Annotated in this window: 25 protein-coding genes and 1 pseudogene; 3 read left to right on the top strand and 23 right to left on the bottom strand. The window is 39.8% G+C overall.

The window, feature by feature from the left end; genetic code table 11:
• Position 1: 1 nt before the first annotated feature.
• The 20 genes and pseudogenes from LDL57_RS06900 to LDL57_RS06805 all read right to left on the bottom strand — a co-directional run bounded on the left by LDL57_RS06900 (position 2) and on the right by LDL57_RS06805 (position 14948).
• Entirely contained in the window at positions 2-658 is a 657-nt protein-coding gene (locus LDL57_RS06900; protein ID WP_225507360.1) for a hypothetical protein, read from the bottom strand.
• The gene (locus LDL57_RS06895; protein WP_180560059.1) at positions 658-975 is read right to left on the bottom strand and encodes a hypothetical protein; all 318 of its coding nucleotides are present in this window, start codon (positions 973-975) and stop codon (positions 658-660) included. The genes LDL57_RS06900 and LDL57_RS06895 overlap by 1 nt, the downstream gene beginning before the upstream one ends.
• A complete protein-coding gene (locus LDL57_RS06890) occupies positions 972-4166 on the bottom strand; it encodes a TipJ family phage tail tip protein (protein ID WP_180560060.1) in 3195 nt (1064 codons plus the stop codon). Before LDL57_RS06890 ends, LDL57_RS06895 begins: the two co-directional genes overlap by 4 nt.
• A 52-nt stretch (positions 4167-4218) precedes the next feature.
• Entirely contained in the window at positions 4219-4815 is a 597-nt protein-coding gene (locus LDL57_RS06885; RefSeq protein WP_180560061.1) for a tail assembly protein, read from the bottom strand.
• Complete coding sequence (locus LDL57_RS06880; RefSeq protein WP_180560062.1) at positions 4812-5525, bottom strand: C40 family peptidase; 714 nt, start codon at positions 5523-5525, stop codon at positions 4812-4814. Before LDL57_RS06880 ends, LDL57_RS06885 begins: the two co-directional genes overlap by 4 nt.
• On the bottom strand, positions 5522-6265 hold the full coding sequence (locus LDL57_RS06875) for a phage minor tail protein L (protein WP_180560063.1): 744 nt from the start codon (positions 6263-6265) through the stop codon (positions 5522-5524). Before LDL57_RS06875 ends, LDL57_RS06880 begins: the two co-directional genes overlap by 4 nt.
• Positions 6262-6609: a phage tail protein gene (locus tag LDL57_RS06870; protein ID WP_225507358.1), complete on the bottom strand. Its 348-nt coding sequence runs from the start codon at positions 6607-6609 to the stop codon at positions 6262-6264. Before LDL57_RS06870 ends, LDL57_RS06875 begins: the two co-directional genes overlap by 4 nt.
• A gap of 238 nt (positions 6610-6847) precedes the next feature.
• Positions 6848-7141 carry a type II toxin-antitoxin system RelE family toxin gene (locus tag LDL57_RS06865; protein ID WP_180560064.1) on the bottom strand — a complete coding sequence of 98 codons (294 nt, stop codon included), beginning with the start codon at positions 7139-7141 and terminating at the stop codon, positions 6848-6850.
• Positions 7131-7385 (bottom strand): type II toxin-antitoxin system RelB/DinJ family antitoxin, encoded by a 255-nt coding sequence (locus LDL57_RS06860; protein WP_180560065.1) that lies wholly within the window; start codon positions 7383-7385, stop codon positions 7131-7133. The genes LDL57_RS06865 and LDL57_RS06860 overlap by 11 nt, the downstream gene beginning before the upstream one ends.
• A 177-nt stretch (positions 7386-7562) precedes the next feature.
• On the bottom strand, positions 7563-7853 hold the full coding sequence (gene nadS, locus LDL57_RS06855) for a NadS family protein (protein WP_180560066.1): 291 nt from the start codon (positions 7851-7853) through the stop codon (positions 7563-7565).
• Positions 7854-7855: 2 nt separating this feature from the next.
• On the bottom strand, positions 7856-8167 hold the full coding sequence (locus LDL57_RS06850) for a type II toxin-antitoxin system RelE/ParE family toxin (RefSeq protein ID WP_180560067.1): 312 nt from the start codon (positions 8165-8167) through the stop codon (positions 7856-7858).
• Between the two features lie 124 nt (positions 8168-8291).
• Positions 8292-8804 (bottom strand): zinc ribbon domain-containing protein, encoded by a 513-nt coding sequence (locus LDL57_RS06845; RefSeq protein ID WP_180560068.1) that lies wholly within the window; start codon positions 8802-8804, stop codon positions 8292-8294.
• A 103-nt stretch (positions 8805-8907) separates the two neighbouring features.
• Complete coding sequence (locus tag LDL57_RS06840; protein ID WP_225507356.1) at positions 8908-11793, bottom strand: phage tail tape measure protein; 2886 nt, start codon at positions 11791-11793, stop codon at positions 8908-8910.
• A 144-nt stretch (positions 11794-11937) separates the two neighbouring features.
• Entirely contained in the window at positions 11938-12228 is a 291-nt protein-coding gene (locus LDL57_RS06835; protein ID WP_180558906.1) for a type II toxin-antitoxin system HicA family toxin, read from the bottom strand.
• Positions 12229-12250: 22 nt separating this feature from the next.
• On the bottom strand, positions 12251-12556 hold the full coding sequence (locus LDL57_RS06830; RefSeq protein WP_225507354.1) for a DUF1902 domain-containing protein: 306 nt from the start codon (positions 12554-12556) through the stop codon (positions 12251-12253).
• Positions 12557-12864: 308 nt separating this feature from the next.
• On the bottom strand, positions 12865-13029 hold the full coding sequence (locus LDL57_RS06825) for a hypothetical protein (protein ID WP_180558904.1): 165 nt from the start codon (positions 13027-13029) through the stop codon (positions 12865-12867).
• A gap of 428 nt (positions 13030-13457) precedes the next feature.
• Positions 13458-13724 (bottom strand): DUF1799 domain-containing protein, encoded by a 267-nt coding sequence (locus LDL57_RS06820; RefSeq protein WP_370520648.1) that lies wholly within the window; start codon positions 13722-13724, stop codon positions 13458-13460.
• A 35-nt stretch (positions 13725-13759) separates the two neighbouring features.
• The gene (locus LDL57_RS06815; RefSeq protein ID WP_225507350.1) at positions 13760-14041 is read right to left on the bottom strand and encodes a phage tail assembly chaperone; all 282 of its coding nucleotides are present in this window, start codon (positions 14039-14041) and stop codon (positions 13760-13762) included.
• Positions 14014-14385, bottom strand: a pseudogene (locus LDL57_RS06810) (terminase); the annotation flags it as partial. The pseudogene LDL57_RS06810 and the gene LDL57_RS06815, both read right to left, overlap by 28 nt.
• Entirely contained in the window at positions 14382-14948 is a 567-nt protein-coding gene (locus tag LDL57_RS06805; RefSeq protein WP_180558902.1) for a terminase small subunit, read from the bottom strand. The pseudogene LDL57_RS06810 and the gene LDL57_RS06805, both read right to left, overlap by 4 nt.
• A 171-nt stretch (positions 14949-15119) precedes the next feature.
• On the opposite strand from LDL57_RS06805, the gene LDL57_RS06800 reads away from it, so the two are divergent.
• The 3 genes from LDL57_RS06800 to LDL57_RS06790 all read left to right on the top strand — a co-directional run bounded on the left by LDL57_RS06800 (position 15120) and on the right by LDL57_RS06790 (position 16565).
• Positions 15120-15368, top strand: a complete 249-nt coding sequence (locus tag LDL57_RS06800; RefSeq protein ID WP_180558901.1) for a hypothetical protein — start codon at positions 15120-15122, stop codon at positions 15366-15368.
• Between the two features lie 358 nt (positions 15369-15726).
• Positions 15727-15942 carry a hypothetical protein gene (locus LDL57_RS06795; RefSeq protein ID WP_180558900.1) on the top strand — a complete coding sequence of 72 codons (216 nt, stop codon included), beginning with the start codon at positions 15727-15729 and terminating at the stop codon, positions 15940-15942.
• Positions 15943-16343: 401 nt separating this feature from the next.
• A complete protein-coding gene (locus LDL57_RS06790; protein WP_180558899.1) occupies positions 16344-16565 on the top strand; it encodes a hypothetical protein in 222 nt (73 codons plus the stop codon).
• An 87-nt stretch (positions 16566-16652) separates the two neighbouring features.
• Here LDL57_RS06790 and LDL57_RS06785 read toward each other — a convergent pair whose 3' ends face one another.
• From LDL57_RS06785 to LDL57_RS06775, 3 genes are read right to left on the bottom strand one after another with little or no spacing between them, the layout of a single operon-like run.
• Positions 16653-17111: a lysis system i-spanin subunit Rz gene (locus LDL57_RS06785; protein ID WP_180558898.1), complete on the bottom strand. Its 459-nt coding sequence runs from the start codon at positions 17109-17111 to the stop codon at positions 16653-16655.
• Complete coding sequence (locus LDL57_RS06780; protein WP_180558897.1) at positions 17108-17578, bottom strand: lysozyme; 471 nt, start codon at positions 17576-17578, stop codon at positions 17108-17110. The genes LDL57_RS06785 and LDL57_RS06780 overlap by 4 nt, the downstream gene beginning before the upstream one ends.
• A complete protein-coding gene (locus LDL57_RS06775; RefSeq protein WP_180558896.1) occupies positions 17565-17762 on the bottom strand; it encodes a phage holin family protein in 198 nt (65 codons plus the stop codon). The genes LDL57_RS06780 and LDL57_RS06775 overlap by 14 nt, the downstream gene beginning before the upstream one ends.
• Positions 17763-17839: the final 77 nt, after the last annotated feature.

The following is a 17839-nucleotide window of genomic DNA, read 5'->3' as shown; positions in this document are numbered from 1 at the left end:
TTTAATAATTTGTCACATCAATAATAATAATTGAAAGCGGAAATTCTTTCGCGGTATAAGTCCGTTCATCGCCATCTTTGAACCACCACGATCCAGCCAGGTAACTTATTTCTATTTTGCTGCCGGTCGTTCTAAAATAGTGTGAATAACCTTCCATTTCATCATTAACTGCATTGTATTGATCGCGCCCGCCACCAAAAGCTATAGCATAGGTTTTACCCGCCGGCACATTATAAGACCAATATTCGGTAAAAGATAAATTAAAAACATCAATTATCCGACAAATTGCCCAACTGCTTTTAAATATATTTACGCCGGCTTGATTTCTAACCACTATTTCATAAGATGAAGGAAACCAGTCTATTTTCTGTGTGCCAAATCCATAAAGTACACAATTACCAGAACCTTGATCAAGAGGTTGCCAAATCCCTTTATTGCCTCTTTTTATCCAGGTTGATGAAGTGTAGGCAAAAAATGAAATATCATTACTCCAGTCAGCATTAAAGCGGTTATAGGCTCCCGTTTCACCCCATGCACTACTGCCTTCGTTTCCGCCTTTTAAATGAATACTACTTTTAACCCCTAGACTCAATTTCTCATAACTATTATCTATCTGTAAGACACCATGTTGACCATAAATCTTTAATCCGTAGGTCATTATCGGACTCCATAAAAGATATCAACCGGCCCCAAGCCAGGGGCTCCCGATCCACCTTTAGTTACCATTAGATCAACACGTAAAGCCGTGCCAGAAATAGTAACCGAACCTCGCCCCTCCAAACTCCAAAATTCCCAGTCTCGCATCCAGTAAAAAAGCTGACCTAAACCCGCCAGTTCCGGATGATTGAAAGTATTTTGATAATGTTGTCCTAATTTTAGTTGGATGCGATGATAACCTACAATTCTTCCTAACCTGTCTGTTAATGAGATAATTTCTCTTCCTTGCTGATCATAGGTTTTTAAGCCATAACTCATTGAATACCCTCCAGATAACCGAATACCGCTCTAACTACATTTTTATTGTCTCTGGCTACAAGACGATTATTATCTTGTGTCATACTGCCTTTACCTGCAACATTGCCATAAAATTCAAGTGTGCCACCCGCAAAATTAATCCGCATTCCGGTTTTAGTGATTGGATCATAATTAGGTGAACGAATATCAGATTTAATAATGGCATTAGTAATAGAAGCAGTAGAAATAAAAGCCGAATTAAAAAACACCTGGCCATTTTGGACGGCAAAGACTGGCTCCAACTTGCCGCTACTTGGGTTGTAAACAATAAAGGTTTGAGCACTAAAGCCGATTTGCGTAGTTACTTTGCCATTTTTAAGCTCAGCACCGATCACCATGCCTGCATCATATGAAACTCCGTCATAAACAATCTTAACCAGGTTAGTAAAAGTAGCCGAAGCTTCGCCTTTCTTTAGATCATATTTAGCCTGCAAGGCGTTTTGCGCCGCTGCCCACGAATCATCAGCCGTGACTCTGACCTGATCTAACTTTTCAGCTAATGCGGTCGTTTCGGTCACTACGTAATTGCGAACTTCAATAATTTCGGCCTTCATTTTGCCGTTTTCACGCATGTAGTGCTGAAAAATACCATTTAAGCCTTTAGCATTCTCCAATATCGCTTCGCTATTACCGTTTATCCCTTCCCTTAAGCGCTTGATAGACTCACTGTCGGCAATTTTGTCTGAGATTTCATCAATAATAGTGCTAGCATCAAATTCCGCTTCACCACGAATAAACTCTGTCCAGGGCGATTGATTGCCCGATTTATCAACCAGACGGTCACGAAAATAGAAAATTACACCCGCGGCTAATCCTGACATTTGATAGGTTTTTAGTGGATAGGGAACATCAGCCAACAGCATTAGATTGTCAGCATCTTTGCTTTTGCTGTATTGGATTTCTGTTTTTAGGCTATCTTCGGTATTTTGGGCAAATTGCCTATCTAATTTAATACCAAATACCAGTGTAGATGCACGAAAATTGATCGGAGGCGGTGGGTCACCAATTTTGCCCTGCAATTCTGTCTCCGGCGCATTGGCCCATATCGATGAGATATTAGAGGAATTAATCGCCCGCACCCGCACCTGATAACGGCCGGCATAAATTCCCTCAACTTCAAAGCCTAATGTCGAAGTGCGTGCAACAGATACCCAATTATTATTGCCCCTTCGCCATTCAGCTTCATAAGCAATGGCATATTCGGCCGCATCCCAGTCGGCTCTTAGTGTGGTGATAGCAATGCCTTGATTGATTTGTGAATAAGCAGTGATGCGTACCGCTTTTGGCGGTGGCTGAACACCGGGTGGAATAACAGTGATAGGTCTTTCGTCGATCCTGGCTCCAGCATCAATATGTTCATATTTGTCTGGATTATGCACAGTGCCGGTAATGGTGTAGCTATGATCGCCGTTATCGCTAATATTAATTACCCGATAAAGTTGAATTGCCAGATCAGGCGCATCCACTGACCAGACCGCATTTTTTGCTATCGGTTGGGAATAAGCCGTGGTGACAGTGACTTTTTTTCCATTAACTGTTTGTACCGTTCTAGCTTCTGATTTGCCATTCGCTAAATTAATAATTAACCGATCACCGGCTTTTACATCCGCTGGCCGGTCTAAAGTGACTTTGCGGTTATCAACCGCTGACACTCGGCCACCGATAATACGCCCGGCCAGGTTAGCGTCAGCGACGCCGATAATCTGGCCGGGTGAAGGGACAACCCCCTCCAAACCCGTTGGAAAAGTGATCATGCGATCATTCGCATTGGTCAATAACAGCCAACGACCACGGCGATTAGCCTCTGACTGTCTAGTGCAGCCAATGGCTGATATGTCCACTTTACGGACACCATATCGACGTTGCAATTTACTGTCAGATACGGCTTCAATCGCATCATGACTATGATTATTGGCGTCAGAATAGGAAATTAAAACCTGCGTATAACGATTCTGTTGGCTGCCGCCAGAATATTCAGGCTTACCACCGACGATATTGGCATGGGTAAAAACCCTAATTACCGCCGCTGGCATATCAGCGACCACTTTAACCGCATTATCCGCCCAGTATGTCATACCACGAAAAATGCCCGCGATATCGTGTAATACTTGATAAGCCGACTCTTGCGATTGAATATAAATATCACATAAAAAACGTGGCTCTTTACCTTCGCCGCCATAGCCATCCGGCACTAACTGATCACAATACTGAGCAATCAGATATAAATCCCATTTATCAATTTGACTGGCATTAATTCGATCACCACAGCCATAACGGTTATTTAATACTAAATCATAAAAAATCCAAGCCGGATTATTCGAAGCGGCCATTTTAAAGGTGCCATCCCAAACGCCGGAATAACTTCGATTAATTGGATCATAATTGGTTGGAATTTTTACTAATAAGCCAGCTCTAGGGCGCAGGCTTATTTTGGGAATTCGGTTATTAAATTGTCTGGCATTAAAAGTAATAAATAACAGCGCCGTGTTAGGGTATCTCAGTTTGGCATCGATGACTTCAGTTATCGCAGCAATAAAAAGCCGATCGGCAATTCGCGCGGTATTTTTATTGGCCGTCAAGCGCCGAATGCGTAATTGCCATCCGGTTTTAGCTGTTGGCAAATCAATACGATGGGTGCGCTGGTATTCGCTGGTCGTTTTACCATCAAAGGATGAGCGCAATAACTCTTTATAACCTGTGCCATCAGTCGATAGATCGATGGCATAATCAATGCGATAACCTGAAGTGTCGCCGTTATCGTGTTGTTGCAGCAATTGCGGTAGCGAAAAACGGATCCGAATAGCGGATAATTGCGTATTGCTTATCGCCCTGACATAGGGTGTTTCATCCTTAAGTTCCATGTCAATGCCAATTTCATTATCAACCGAAGGGATCCCCTTGATATATTCCTGCTGTTCACTACCTGGCCGGAACTCCCAGCTAACGCCGGCAAAATTTTTTGTTCCATCTGCATTAGCCAGCGGAGTGGCATCTAAAAAAATACGCGTTGCATCTAATCCACCCGCAATCTCACCTTCTGAAATAGCCAACAGAATTTTTGCTGTTGATTCCGATAATAGGCTATCTGGGGACTCAACCAGAGTATGACCGCCTCCATCACCTCCTTTAGCGCCATAAATTATCTTTGCCATTCATCACCCATAAAAAAAGCCGCCAGCGGCGACTTAATTAGATTTATTACGCTTATTTTTGATCTTCGGTGTAAATACCGGCGGAAATAATCGCTCCACCGATCTCTTTTCTGTCCAAGGTATAAAGTAATGGCACTGGATTACCTTGAGCGGTGGTATTTACTGCACCACCAAAAGCATATGAGGGCTTATTATCCGCCTCTTGACGAATTGCGGGGCCTTGCGGTTGAGGTGATAATAGTTGCACTACACCACCTAAGGCCATTGAAACCCCGCCGGCCATTAACGCACCAGCAACCGTAGAAGACATGGCTAAAAATGCTGGATTCCAGACCGCTAGCCCAATCATGGCTACCCCTAGCATGGTTTGAAAAAAACCACCTCGTTTACTGCCCTTTATTATCGGTGCTATACGAATATCCTCTATGGTATTCAAGTGAAATTCCTGTTTAACCATATTTTGCTTACCTTTAAAGATGGCAAACTCAATACCGGTTAAATGGGCATCAGCCAAATAGCGCTCAAAACCGTGGTACAGCACCGACAAGGCTTTAATTGCTTCTTTTGGTGAACTAATCGCTAATTGATGAACACGGCCAAACCTGACTCCCAGTTGTCCATACAGGCGGACTGTTTTAAGTTCATTCATAATAATTCTTCCCTGCGCACAATTTTCACGGTTCTGTCGCGCCAATAATCACTATAGGGAATAATTCGGCTCAACTGGCCATATAAATGGTGTAACAGCATGCCATTTTCCAGCAAAATACCGGCATGATTAGCCACATTGGCCTGGATCTGCATAATTACCATATCCCCGTCTTTGGCCGCCCCGTCAAATTCGACAAATCCGGCTTGTTGCCAGTTATCCATATAGCGATTTTCGCCTTGTTCCCACCAGTGGCGATCAACACTGTAATTATGTAGCTGAATAGCGTGTTTTTGCCGATAATAATCCATCACTAATGTCCAACAATCGGCATAACCCAAAACAAATGGACGCCCAGTTAACTGACGCTCACCTCTTGGTTGTATGAACCGTAAATCCCCCTCTGCCCATGAGATAATGATCCAGTGGAAACCATTAGCATCACATTGCAGACAATCAATTTCACTGGGTTGAGTTGTTACCCCTTCCCCACAGTGGCTATGGACAATCGCGATAGGTGTGCCCCAATCTTCGGCGTTGGCATAATCTGCTGGCGATAAGGTAAAATGTTCGCTTGGCTGGCTAGCGAGATTATGGCAGGGGAAATACTTTTTTACTCGGCTTTTTTGGCAAATAACCCCGCAGGCTTCATTGGGATATTGCTGTTTAACATGGGCAAATAACGCTTGCTTGATTTTTTCTGTTATCATCGTATTAACCCTGCTGCTGGAAAGCCACCAAAATCTAATGGTTGGTTTTCGCCAAATCGTTTTTTGCAATCACTCATCATACCGCCGCAAACATCCAAGGCCGGATCGGCAACAATGTTGCCTTTTTCATCAAAATAACGCTGACCATTGTAAGCACAGCCATTACCACTTCGATACCAGCCACGCATACACCAATAGCACAGATTGTGTATCTGACGCATTGGCAACATAACACCCTGTAAATCAAAAGGGCTGGATAATTCAAATTCAATCATGCCGCCGGCTATTTCACGGCTTTTACGATCAATATAGAAAACCTGCTTAAAGCATTCATCCAAGTTGGCGGCAGGATTGCCAGCCGGAAAATTTTTGCTATCCAGATAATGGGAAAAGGTCTCAAAAATTGTCACTTTGGCCTGCACCATATCGGCAAACTGCAAACAGAGTGACGAGATCAGACTATCAATATTACTCACACTTAATGTTGGCCTGGCCGGGCTACCATCGCTACTTTTTGTTAACCCGGTTATCTCATATGGCCAGGCACCGTATTCATTACCCTGCCACCATATGGGTTTCGGTTTTAATTGACCCTCTGCAGTGTTAATTTCTTCTGCAGTATGGGGAATATTGTAAGCATGAAAGCGTAATATTGGACCATCGAAAATACTGGCATCCACTTCCACTAGTTGGATCTTTTCGCCTGGCTCCAATTGTTGTACATCAGATAGAATATTCATGCGCAAAAAGACTCTTCAAAAATAGCGGATATTTTCATTACCTGACGCGCTAGTGGGGTCATGCTGATTGAGTCCGCATTGACCCGGTAGAGTCCTTTATCACCAAACGGCGGCATCCAAATAAATGATTTAAAGGTGTGGCGGCGGATAAAATAAAATATCGGCATCACTTGCTCTTTTTTGCCTAAATATATAAATGCCCATGATTGTGTTTCTGGATTAATGCCATTAGCAGCAACCTGACTGTAACCATCACCAAATTCGACTTTTTTAATCCGATGTGAAAATTCTCCCGCCGGTTGATGTTGAATCTGTGTTTGCCATTTGAATTCTTCCATCGCCATATCTATTTGTACCTATAAAAGAAAAACCCGCGCAAGGCGGGTTTTAGGGAAATTATTTAATTTCAATAACAGCTTATTTTTTTGAATGAGTCTTTATCATTCTATTGATGATTTTTATTGCGAGCCGTGCCTATTTTATCTGCTCGACTGAAAAATAATCTAGTTTTATAAAGCATTTCTCTTGAACAGGAAAAACCAACAAAAAACATATAAAACAATTATATGACAAGAGTACAGCTCATCGCGCAATACGGCCAGTAGCTGATTTGTAAACTGTTGATTTTTCGCGTTTAGCAATTGCTATCACCCATATCACAATTTCTTCGTCTATCACCTGGTAGACCAGGCGGTAGCCCGATGAATGGAGTTTTATTTTAAAGCATCCCGCTAATTCACCATGTAATCGGGCTGATTCGATATAGGGATTATCTTGTAACTTCCTTAACTTCTTTTTAAACTGCTCGCGAATATTTATATCCAACTTTTGCCATTCTTTTAGCGCACGTTCATCAAATTCTATACTAAATTTCATCAAGGTTTACCCGGACTCGTCTAGCTGGTTTCTTTAGACGTTCGCGCACAACTTCTAAAATGTCATTGTCATCATCTTGCTCTGCGATCAATACCGATACTTCTGTGAATGGCAGTTTTTCATTCTCTACCACATAGCGTAAAAAAAGCCTCATAGCATCAGAAGGGGAAAGATTCATTTTATCAAATGCGCGATAGGCATTTTTTTTCAGCTCTTCATCCACTCTTATTTGAATAGTGCTCATAATATCACCATAATGTAATGACGTTTGTATTACAATTGTACATTACTATATTTATCATGCAACAGGTTTTACAAAAGTACGTGTCAAGCGGCAATCAAAAGATATATAAAATAGGTCTTCGTAATACTTAAAGTAGTAACTTATTTATCGCACGGTGATGACCTTTACAGCCATTCCCTAGATAGATAAAGCTTTTAAAACGTGGACTGGATCTTTCTCTATCGCTCTTAATAACGCTTTGGCCGGACCCGTCGGGTCGCGCCTGCCCTGTTCCCAGTTACGAAGTGTGCCAACATTTACCGAGATTAATTTAGCAAAACCGGCCTGGCTCAAGCCTGTTGCCTTACGAATTTGTTTTACTTTTACTGCCTCAACCATCGTTTCACGAGAAGGTGCTCGTTCACCACTGATAATTTCATTCATCTGTTCCATGCTTTCAGTTAGCCTGGAAAATAGTTTTTTATCCATTGTTACCACCCCTCATTTAGTGTTCTCAGTACTTTTTTTTCTGACTCACTCAGGTCATCTTTAATGCCCTTTTTATAAATCAGTAATAGCCTGATATGAGATACATCAACCTTGTGATAATAAATTACCCGGACACCAGCGCGTTTTCCTTTACCACTTGACGCCCATCTGACTTTACGTAATCCACCGGTACGTTGAATAACATCGCCAGCATCAGGGTTGTCTGCAAGATATTGTTGAAACTCGCGATATTCATCATCGGTCAATAACCCTTTGCAATCTTCAGTAAAAATAACCGTCTCAATGAATATCATATTAACTACGCCATTGGTGTATATTTGAGAACATGTTATACGCCTTTAAATTATAAGTCAATGGCGTATATAGGTAAACAAAGGAAAAAAATAAGCCCCAATTGGGGCTGAACATTTTAGTTTGCTAATGCTGACTGCCAGTATTGTATCCTTCTATCAAATGATTCATGTACCTCACTAGGTAGTGCTGTTCTGACGGAATTAATTTCATCCTTAAATTCAACATCAATGTCACACTCTTCTGATGATTTTTTAAGTAAATATTCAACAAACTTTTGACTTCATCATCATTAATCAGGTAACCCTCTTTTTTTCTAATAGTTAATGCGGTTACATCGAAGTCATTTGGATGGTTGGAAGCGTGTAATTGCGCTTTTGGTAAGTCACTAGCACAATGCTTACATTTGATTGCTTCATGTTTGATCATTTCAGCACAAAATGGACATTTAACCAGTCCATCAGAAGCTAGCCGTTTTTCAATTACATGATTATCTTTTCTGATCAAAATAGAATGTACTAGCGCAATGATAAAAATTAATGTGCCATAAATCCACCACAGTGCAAATGATCGCCCTTTGCTATTTGCAATCATGGCGGGTATTAACCCTAAAAAAATAGCATAAAATATTACTTCCATTTATTACATCCTCGAATTAATCAAATTTGAAAATTTTAACTAAGATGCGGAGTAAAATGAAGCAAACAGAAGGCATTATTTGTTACTTAAACAGGATTTAATACTACCTGCCATTAACCGCTTTAATAATCTTATGTAGATCACCGCCATCGCGGCTTTCTGCCACTAACACTGACTTTATTTTTCGCGTCAATGATTGTTCTGCCAAACGCATATCCATATTTGTGTGACTAGATTGTGAGGGTTGATTATCAAGATGAATACCGCCCAAATTGACATTAACACCACCAGCAACCGGATGCATACCGTACAGCGGGGTTGGCGCAGGACCAACATAACCACCGGTCGCATAACCTTTTTTAGTGTTATTCATTAAACGGTAGAGATTGGCTACACCAAGGCGGCTAGTGGCTCCCTTGGTAAACACAAATTCACCCTTGTGCACATAGCCACCAATATCATATTTATTACCATCGCCGGTATAACCGCCTGATGCATGCCCCTTAAGACCTAAAAAACCACCAAAAGAAGTACCACCAAAGGCTGATTCCATCGCTTTTAAAATTGCCATTTGCGTCATTATCTTGACAATCATTTCAAGTACCGATTTGGTAAAATCAGCAAAATTGGCTTTGCCGGTCAGCAGGAAATCCGACAGAGAATGGCTTATTCCCTCAAAGGCAAACTGGGTAATATTGGCAACATTGGCATAGGCGTTTGTAGCTTGATCTTGAAATTCAGCAAAGCCTTTTTTAACACCCTTTTCCCAATTCCCTCTTAGCGATTCTTCTTGCTGAAAGTGTTTTTTTAGTGCTTCTTTTTCTGCTGGGGTTTCAACCTTTTCTATTGCAATCTGTTGTTGATATTGTCTATCAGACAATCCGGCGCTTGCCATCATTGCCTTCGTTCTGGCTGCAATTTCAGCCAGCCGTTTCTGCTGCTTTTGCCTTTCAGTATTTAATCGTTTTTCAGCTTCTACTTTATCACCAAGAATGGCTAACTCACGCTGGGATGCTAACACGGACTCTTTTTGCGCAATAAGCGCTTGCTCATGGTTAGTCAGCTTACGCTTTGATGCAACGCTTTCAATAATCGAAAACTTCGCTTCCATCTGCCAAAGTTTACGCCGTTCAGCACTAATAACCGCCGTAACATCACGATGCTCTCGCAGTACTTTAAGCTGAGCCTGCAGGGCTAATATTGCCGCATTATTGGACTCATTGACTTGGCTACCATAGTCCACTTTATAAGTAGCTGCTTTAGATTTATTCAGTTTTTCACGTTCTGTCGCAATGTACTTATCTCTATTTGCCGCTGATATTGCACCATCTGCATAGGCTTTATTGATTGCTTTTATTTTCTTTTCTACTTTTTCCGCTTCTGTTGCATACTCTTTTTCATATTTAGTACGCGTTTTTATGTTGTCAATTTGCTGTTCTTCATATTTTATGCGTTCATTATTCGCGTTATTAAGTAGCTCAGTCATATTTTTAACCGCCGTTAAGCCAGCTATTTCGTCGTCTGCTCTTTTCTTTGACCAGCTAGCCCATGGGGTATTGTCATTAGCTAATAATTTTTTAACTTTTTGCGCCTTTTGTAAGGCATCTTCCAGTGTATCGGGTCTACCAATATCGCGTAGACGATCGTAAATATATTTAAGCGAATTAACTACCGCATTAGCGGCTTTTTCCATATAGCCAAGATTTCGTACAACAGCATTGGCAGCAGCATCAGAAGCCGCTGCTAAAATTTTTACTGCAGCTGTTGATGCTTTCTCTTTTTCTCCGCGTTCAACGAGAGAATTGATATATTCGTATTGTGCCGCTGTCATGAAATGCATTTTGTCATTCAGTGCTTCAATAGCACTAAGCGGATCTTGTTTAAGTTTTTCAAACTCCTTAATGGTTTCATCAACTTCTTTGCCTACCGCATACTTCATTTTTGCTGCAGCGCTAGCAACTATTTCCAGTTCATTGCCTTTAAATGTTCCGCTACCAACTACCTTGGCCAAAGAATCAGCCATAGCATGTTGCGTAATACCGTTTGCTGATAATCTTTTGGCTAAATCCTGTAACTGGCCTGCCGTTTTTCCGGCGTAGCCGCCCGTGAGCGAAAGCTGTTTATTAAATTGATCAAATTCATTCGCTCCCTGATAGGCGGCAATAGCAGCGGCCACTGTAGAGCCAGCCAATCCACCCATTAACAAACGGGTTGGCGTTAATATTGAACCCATCGCTTTTAAGGCATTACTTACACCACCAAACGAGTCTTTAATCTGTCCACCCTGTTGCACCAATACCATCCAGGCTGGCATACCTGAAGCCAAGGAGGTCACCACATCGGTCATCTGCATAGGTAACATGCGCATGGCGTAGCGATACTGCCCCACTGTCAGAGCACCGCTCATAAACGCTTTTTCTTGTTGTTTTAACCTGGCAATCATCGGCGCTGCCTGTTGCGAAACGCCCATTTGGGCCGCTTGCAGTTCCAGCATTTCCGTTCGGGTTTTACCTACCGTCTCTGACTGCTGTTTCAGTGATACCAGAAAACTATCCGCCGCGACCTTTGCCCGCTTTGATGTCGCTTCTTGAGCCAGTAACGCTTGACCTTCCGCCGTTAACGCCATACTTATTTTGGTTAATTTATCTCTCGATTGCTCCAATATAGTGTTGTAATCGATATACTGGTCAAGTGACAGTAAGCCTTTTTTATGGGAAGCGGCCAATTTACTGCTGATCTTATCCAGTTCAGCAAAGGCTTTATTGGTAGGATTAATTTTATTCAGTAGGTCATTAAGTTCATTTTTTTGCGCTTTAAAGGTTTGCCCATTTCTCAGTGACGCCAGACTGACTTTTTGTAATCCGCTGCCCAGATTTGACGACGCCCTATCAACGTTTTCTGCCGTTTGCTGAAAAGACTTTAATTTCTGTTGACCTCTTTCCAGATCAGCGGTGTTCACTTTTAATGAAATGGTCGCGATATCAGTCATTGCGCTTTCCTTTGGGCAGAAAAAACCCGCCTAAGCAACGGGTTATTTATAATTTTATTTTAATCAGTTTAAAATACAAAAAGCCACGCTGGGTGGCTTAGTAGTTAACTTTTAATGATAATTGATTTCAAATTAAATTTTCTCTTATTCGCTAGACAAATCATCATTAAGAACATCTTTATGTTCAATGTTTCCCTTGCATAATGAATGAAATTTTCTAGGTTTCATCCCAGCCTGCTTTGCCATCGATTTTATTAAATCTTTTGAAAATGGCGCATGATGCTTATCAACTGTAACAACCCATTTATATTCCGTTTCTTTCTTTATCCATTGCTCATGTGATGTTGCCTTTTTGGGTTTTAACTCAAAACCTAAAATTTTTAAAGCTGTTACAACTTCTTTATATTTCAGTGGTGTTAATTTATAAAAAACCATATTTAGCCATTCTATTTTATAATTATGCTGGCTTACTTTCCGCCTTAAATATAATAAAACTATCACCTTTTCCTGTAATAATCCGATTAAATATACACTTCATATAAATACTTATATATCTTAACCACATAGATAATGATGCTTTTCTTTTTAGTAGTTCTTCGGTATATTCAAGCTCAGAATGCGCTTCTAAAAGATAACTATCAATTTGTTCTTCAAGTTTTTTTCTTGCTTCATTTAGAGAATCAGCCTGTGCTGCTAACGACAAATCAAGGCAAGCAGCCACATATACATTACCTTGAGGATAAATCATACAATGTAATCTCATTTTTAGCCTCCTATCCTATACGTACCTTTATTAGCTAAAAACTCATTTTATTCATACAAAAATAGTAAATCTTTTAAACCAAAATCACAACACCAATTGTGCCATTATTTTTTATAAAACAATAATTTTTAGTATGTGAATATTTAATTTTCTTCCAATCGATGACAGTAAGCCTTCCTGGCTTACTGTATCTGTTACTTACCAGTCATTAGCTATAGAAAAAAGTATAAATAAGCCCCCAGATGGGGCTTATCAATAAAATTTAGGTTATCGATTAATTGTAGATCCTATGGTAAAATACAACGCATTTAATACACTCTTTCGTAATCACCACTAATATCAAATCTATCGGCTAGATCATCTAAAATTATTTTTCCCAATTTAAGAAGTTGTTTATTCCTTTCTATATCATCAACCTCTCTATCACCATGTTTACCACTATGAAATAAATTATTTCTTAACGTTCTTAACATAGCTACAACTTTACATAAATCATTATTGCAGTGAGCGATTCCTGTTGGTTTCCAAGCAAACTCATCACCACGAGAAACAACTTGTTTTTTAGGATGTAAATTAATTAATTTATTAGCCTCATCAGTAATATGATATTTATCCTTATATTTATTTACAAATTTATCCCAATCTGGCTCAGCTATATCACCAATTTTTTCACTTTTAAGTAATCTCTGAGCTTTGATAAGATATTCAAACCTGGAAAACCAGTAAAAAAAATAAAAAGAAACTTTTTTTTACTCTTCAGTGATTTGAGCATAATGCATTAATATTACCTCTGATTGTATATTTACAAAACAGAATTCTAAACACTAAAAACATAAGCATATGTGATCACTTTCCCAAAAGTATAATCTTTCAAAAACGATTATATTTTGAAATTACAACCTCACCGATACATCATCACTAAAGCCCTCGCCTCCATCACCCGTATATCATTAAACAAAGTCGTTTTATCGCTAGTCAGGTTTAATAAATCAATAACCTGTGACAGAACGCCATAATCTAAACCTGTTGGGCCATTGATGCCTGTTCGCCATTGGGTACGCATGGCATTAAAGGTGAGATAGGCAGGCCAGACATCTGGCCAAACTTCAATATCACAACTTTCCGGGGTAAAGCCGAATGCGGTTTCAAAATTGCAGATTTCGGTCACGGTCATGCCACCATACATGGCCTCAACGACCGCGATTAGTTTTTTTCCCGTTGTCCTAATAATTCCTGATAATAGGTGGTCGTGATCGCACTGGCCGCCGCGGGATAATTATCAAACAGTAATTTTAGATTGTCGGCGTTATAGGGCTGTTCTATCGCCCAGTCAGCAATAATCTGGCAATAAAACTCTTCAATCGGCATCTCGCGCATTGCTTCCAGTTCACTCATCGCTTTATGATTAAAAGTGAAAGTTACAATTTCAGCCGCTTTTTGACCTGCTACGGGAATAAGGGGAATTCTTGCCCATGGTAATCCCAATAGTCATCGGCTTCTTTGCCAAAGCGAAAAAGTAACTCCTCACCTGTTGGCCATACCCATCTTAATTCTGAAGCTGAGGCCAGAAACCGTGCACCATCTTTAAACAGGCGATAGATACGCTTTGACTGAGTAATGATATCGGCCAGGTTTTTGTATTCAGTATCGAATATAATACCTCGCCAGAATGTACCGTAACCGATACCAACATTACGCCTGAATCGCGCTAACTGGGCAGCGGTTTTACCTGGGCCGCGAGTGCCTTCATACAGTATTTCATTGCAAGGACAACTTAGCGATAACGATTGAGAGCCCGGCAAAGGTTTCCACACTACCTTGTAATTCATCCACTTAGTGCCTCACTTTGTTGTTGCTGAGCGACTTTTTCCCAATCATCGACACTGTCACAGGCAGGAACTGGCATAATGTTACAGGTCGCTTCTATTTTTTGCGTAATCTGCTCTTTAAATGCCATGACTGAGATATGCTTACCAAGTAACTCAAGGTTTTTAATTTTGTCTGGCCACTTAATTTTCTTTAGTAGCGCCTCAGTTGTATCTTCCGCCGATGAAATGGCCATAATATCTAAACCATTTAAGCTAGTGCGCCAGACTTTTGGCCACGCTTTGACAGGTTTTAAATCACCTTCATCCGTCAAAATATCGAGAATGTCCATTTGATCAATACTAACAAGACGTTTCAGAACATAGTCCGCATCAACATCCAGACGTTCATTGCGGCTATTTATTAATTGCTGAATTCGATTTTGAATGTTGGGTTTTGCTAGGTTCTCAGCGGCAATATCTTTGGCTGTTTTTTCACTGTAACCAGCTCTGATAGCAGCTTGTGTGCCATTAAGATCGATGAGGTACTCGCGACAAAATGCGGCTTGTTTGTCTGTGAGTGCCATATTTTTACCTTATTTGTTTTAATTTATTGATTGTGCGTGCATTGCGCAACGAAATTGAACGACATCGGTATTCCGCTATCGGAAATACTCATTAATTTATTTTTTGTTGCAAAATTGTTAAATGTGACTAACTTTTAATAGCTTTTGTTTTATCAATAATAAGGAGAACTTATGAAAAACTACTTTAAAATATTACCTATTGCATTTTTATTTGGTTTTAGTATTACTGCTATTTCTTATGCAAAACAGACTGATTTTATGGGAGGAGAATTAGATACCACGTCTGACTTTGACGATGCAGGATGCCCTAAGGTATGCTGGAACGTTCCCAATGGAGACAGATTTTGCAAACAGCAAGATTTGAATGGTTGCAAGATTGTTCCAGATAGGGATTCAGTGCCTAACAGATCTAACCAATAGATTTCTATCTTTTGATTTATTTGTAAAAAATTATTCTTAAGAAATTTATGTCTTTTACTATTTTTACTTATAAATCTCTTTAACCCTTTCCCAAAGCCCCAAATACTGCGCTTGTAAGGTTTCGAGCTGACGTCTGAGACGGAGATAATTTCGCTCAGCGTCAGGTGCAATTAGGTCTTACATCATCCACATTGATATTTATTGATAACGTATAAGTCCAATTAGTGTAAAAACTTATATAAAAAATTAAAAAAATTTTATTTGTGAGATTTTGTTGCATTTACATTAATGTTGTTGAGTTGTTAATAATAAGCATGAATACTGATAATGATTATTATTTATTTCCGGAGGATTAATTATGACATTATTATTCAAAATATTAACACTTGTATCGCTTTTGGGATTTAGTTACTTCTCATTGGCTAATGACAACCCAATTAATAGTCAGTGGAAATTGCTTTGCGGGACGGATCAATTTGGGAAAGATGTTTGCTTAAATCAAAATGGACAGTTTGTTCCAGTTCCAAAATCTATGCCAAAATCAATTCCAGAATCCATACAAAAATCACAATAACAAGTAGAAAACAAAAGAAACCAAATTTCATACCTCTTCTTAATCTGAAGAGGTTAATCTCAAAATGACTTCTGACTTTACTTCACTTAGACAATTACTTGCTCTGTTGCTTATAAATCTCACTCACTCTCTCCCTCAAACCCAAATACTGCGCCTCTAAGGTTTCGAGTTGACGTCGGAGACGGAGATAATTTCGCCGAGCGTCAGGTGCAATTAGGTCTTACATCATCCACATTGATATTTATTGATAACGTATAAGTCCAATTAGTGTAAAAACTTATATAAAAAATTAAAAAAATTTTATTTGTGAGATTTTGTTGCATTTACATTAATGTTGTTGAGTTGTTAATAATAAGCATGAATACTGATAATGATTATTATTTATTTCAAGAGGATCAATTATGAAATCATTATTCAAAACATTAACAATTGTATCGCTTTTGGGGTTTAGTTACTTGTCATTGGCTAATGACAACCCAATTAACAATCAGTTCAAATCGTTTTGCGGGGTCGATGAATTTGGGAGAGATGTTTGCTTAAATCAAGACGGAGAGCTTATTCTAGTTTCAAAACCTCTCAAAATATTAACTCCAGAATTAAACAAAGATTACAATAACAAGTAGAATACAAAAGAAACCAAATTTCATACCTCTTCTTAATTTGAAGAGGTTAATCTCAAAATGACTTCTGCCTTTACTCCACTTAGACAATTACTTGCTCTGTTGCTTATAAATCTCACTGACTCTCTCCCTTAATCCCAAATACTGTGCTTCTAAGGTTTCGAGCTGACGTCTAAGACGGAGATAATTTCGCCGAGCGTCAGGCGCCAATTGGGCGGGTCTTGCATCATCCAGGCCGGAGGAGGCGGTAATATTGTCGGACTTTGCACACACCGCTTTGACATACAACCGCTTAGTGCCATTATGCAGATCGTCAGTAAGCCTGGTAATTTCAGCTTTAGCATGATTAAGTTCCTGTGTCCGTTTGGTATCCAGTTGATACAGTAATTTAGCTTCTTTTAAATATGTGTTTTTGAGTTCTGTCTCTTTGTCTAATTCAGCCACCAGCTGATTATATTGATACTTAAGTTGGGCATAATAGTTATATAAAATTACAAGCGATGTAGAAGCCAATATGGCGATAAAAAATGGCAAGCTATTTAATTTCATATATTGCCTGCACATATGGCTGACTCAATTTCACGACGCGTCATCAGTCCCTGCCATTTTTCCTTACCGACATAAACCCACTGTTTCATCGCTTCACAGGCGCCATTTTGATCACCGGCATTGAGCTTCTTGAGCAGTGTGGAACGCTGGAAATTGCCAATGCCAACGTTATAAACAAAAGAGTAAATAGCGGCCTGGGTCAGCGTATTGATTTTGATCTGTATTAACGGGTCGACCTGTTTCTTAACCGTCTGCAGATCATTGTTAAGCCACTGTTCACATTCTGCTTTGGTGTACGTTTGCTTACGCTCAATATCCTTTCCCGTATGACCATAGCATACTGAAAGCACTCCACCGCCATCAAAATAAGGCGCTAACTCTAGCCCTTCAAAATGCATTATCATGGTGGAAGCAAGTAACATCACTCCACCACCCGCCGCCACTACAATCTTTTTAGGTATCTTCATAATAATGATATTCCTTCAATTTATATTCCTTACGCTTGTAGTACCAATTAACCAAAAAAGTGCCTATCGTGCAGACAATACCGACAATAGCCACCCACTGCTCTAAAGTGAAAAAACTTAAAATAGTGATCAAGATGCCCCACAGATAGGCTATAGGACTGGAGTATTTTTCAGGCATGCGCATATCCACCCCTAAGGAGTGTATCCATAAATTTGTGTGATTAATAAAAAAGAATTTGCATTAAGCTAATAATAAATATG

Origin of the sequence: Arsenophonus apicola, assembly GCF_020268605.1 — a bacterium.
Taxonomy (GTDB): domain Bacteria; phylum Pseudomonadota; class Gammaproteobacteria; order Enterobacterales; family Enterobacteriaceae; genus Arsenophonus; species Arsenophonus apicola.
This window is presented reverse-complemented; position numbering and strand designations above follow the sequence as displayed.

Excerpts from the sequence above, each read along its gene's own strand:
- LDL57_RS06800 (WP_180558901.1), top strand. The coding sequence starts at position 15,120 with ATGAAAAACTACTTTAAAATATTACCTATTGCATTTTTATTTGGTTTT.
- LDL57_RS06840 (WP_225507356.1), bottom strand. The coding sequence starts at position 11,793 with ATGACTGATATCGCGACCATTTCATTAAAAGTGAACACCGCTGATCTG.
- LDL57_RS06775 (WP_180558896.1), bottom strand. The coding sequence starts at position 17,762 with ATGCGCATGCCTGAAAAATACTCCAGTCCTATAGCCTATCTGTGGGGC.
- LDL57_RS06880 (WP_180560062.1), bottom strand. The coding sequence starts at position 5,525 with ATGATAACAGAAAAAATCAAGCAAGCGTTATTTGCCCATGTTAAACAG.
- LDL57_RS06895 (WP_180560059.1), bottom strand. The coding sequence starts at position 975 with ATGAGTTATGGCTTAAAAACCTATGATCAGCAAGGAAGAGAAATTATC.
- nadS (WP_180560066.1), bottom strand. The coding sequence starts at position 7,853 with ATGGATAAAAAACTATTTTCCAGGCTAACTGAAAGCATGGAACAGATG.
- LDL57_RS06885 (WP_180560061.1), bottom strand. The coding sequence starts at position 4,815 with ATGAATGAACTTAAAACAGTCCGCCTGTATGGACAACTGGGAGTCAGG.
- LDL57_RS06790 (WP_180558899.1), top strand. The coding sequence starts at position 16,344 with ATGAAATCATTATTCAAAACATTAACAATTGTATCGCTTTTGGGGTTT.
- LDL57_RS06835 (WP_180558906.1), bottom strand. The coding sequence starts at position 12,228 with ATGGTTTTTTATAAATTAACACCACTGAAATATAAAGAAGTTGTAACA.
- LDL57_RS06805 (WP_180558902.1), bottom strand. The coding sequence starts at position 14,948 with ATGGCACTCACAGACAAACAAGCCGCATTTTGTCGCGAGTACCTCATC.
- LDL57_RS06830 (WP_225507354.1), bottom strand. The coding sequence starts at position 12,556 with ATGAGATTACATTGTATGATTTATCCTCAAGGTAATGTATATGTGGCT.
- LDL57_RS06780 (WP_180558897.1), bottom strand. The coding sequence starts at position 17,578 with ATGAAGATACCTAAAAAGATTGTAGTGGCGGCGGGTGGTGGAGTGATG.
- LDL57_RS06845 (WP_180560068.1), bottom strand. The coding sequence starts at position 8,804 with ATGGAAGTAATATTTTATGCTATTTTTTTAGGGTTAATACCCGCCATG.
- LDL57_RS06795 (WP_180558900.1), top strand. The coding sequence starts at position 15,727 with ATGACATTATTATTCAAAATATTAACACTTGTATCGCTTTTGGGATTT.
- LDL57_RS06825 (WP_180558904.1), bottom strand. The coding sequence starts at position 13,029 with ATGTTAAGAACGTTAAGAAATAATTTATTTCATAGTGGTAAACATGGT.
- LDL57_RS06850 (WP_180560067.1), bottom strand. The coding sequence starts at position 8,167 with ATGATATTCATTGAGACGGTTATTTTTACTGAAGATTGCAAAGGGTTA.
- LDL57_RS06890 (WP_180560060.1), bottom strand. The coding sequence starts at position 4,166 with ATGGCAAAGATAATTTATGGCGCTAAAGGAGGTGATGGAGGCGGTCAT.
- LDL57_RS06900 (WP_225507360.1), bottom strand. The coding sequence starts at position 658 with ATGACCTACGGATTAAAGATTTATGGTCAACATGGTGTCTTACAGATA.
- LDL57_RS06860 (WP_180560065.1), bottom strand. The coding sequence starts at position 7,385 with ATGAGCACTATTCAAATAAGAGTGGATGAAGAGCTGAAAAAAAATGCC.
- LDL57_RS06785 (WP_180558898.1), bottom strand. The coding sequence starts at position 17,111 with ATGAAATTAAATAGCTTGCCATTTTTTATCGCCATATTGGCTTCTACA.
- LDL57_RS06875 (WP_180560063.1), bottom strand. The coding sequence starts at position 6,265 with ATGAATATTCTATCTGATGTACAACAATTGGAGCCAGGCGAAAAGATC.
- LDL57_RS06870 (WP_225507358.1), bottom strand. The coding sequence starts at position 6,609 with ATGGCGATGGAAGAATTCAAATGGCAAACACAGATTCAACATCAACCG.
- LDL57_RS06865 (WP_180560064.1), bottom strand. The coding sequence starts at position 7,141 with ATGAAATTTAGTATAGAATTTGATGAACGTGCGCTAAAAGAATGGCAA.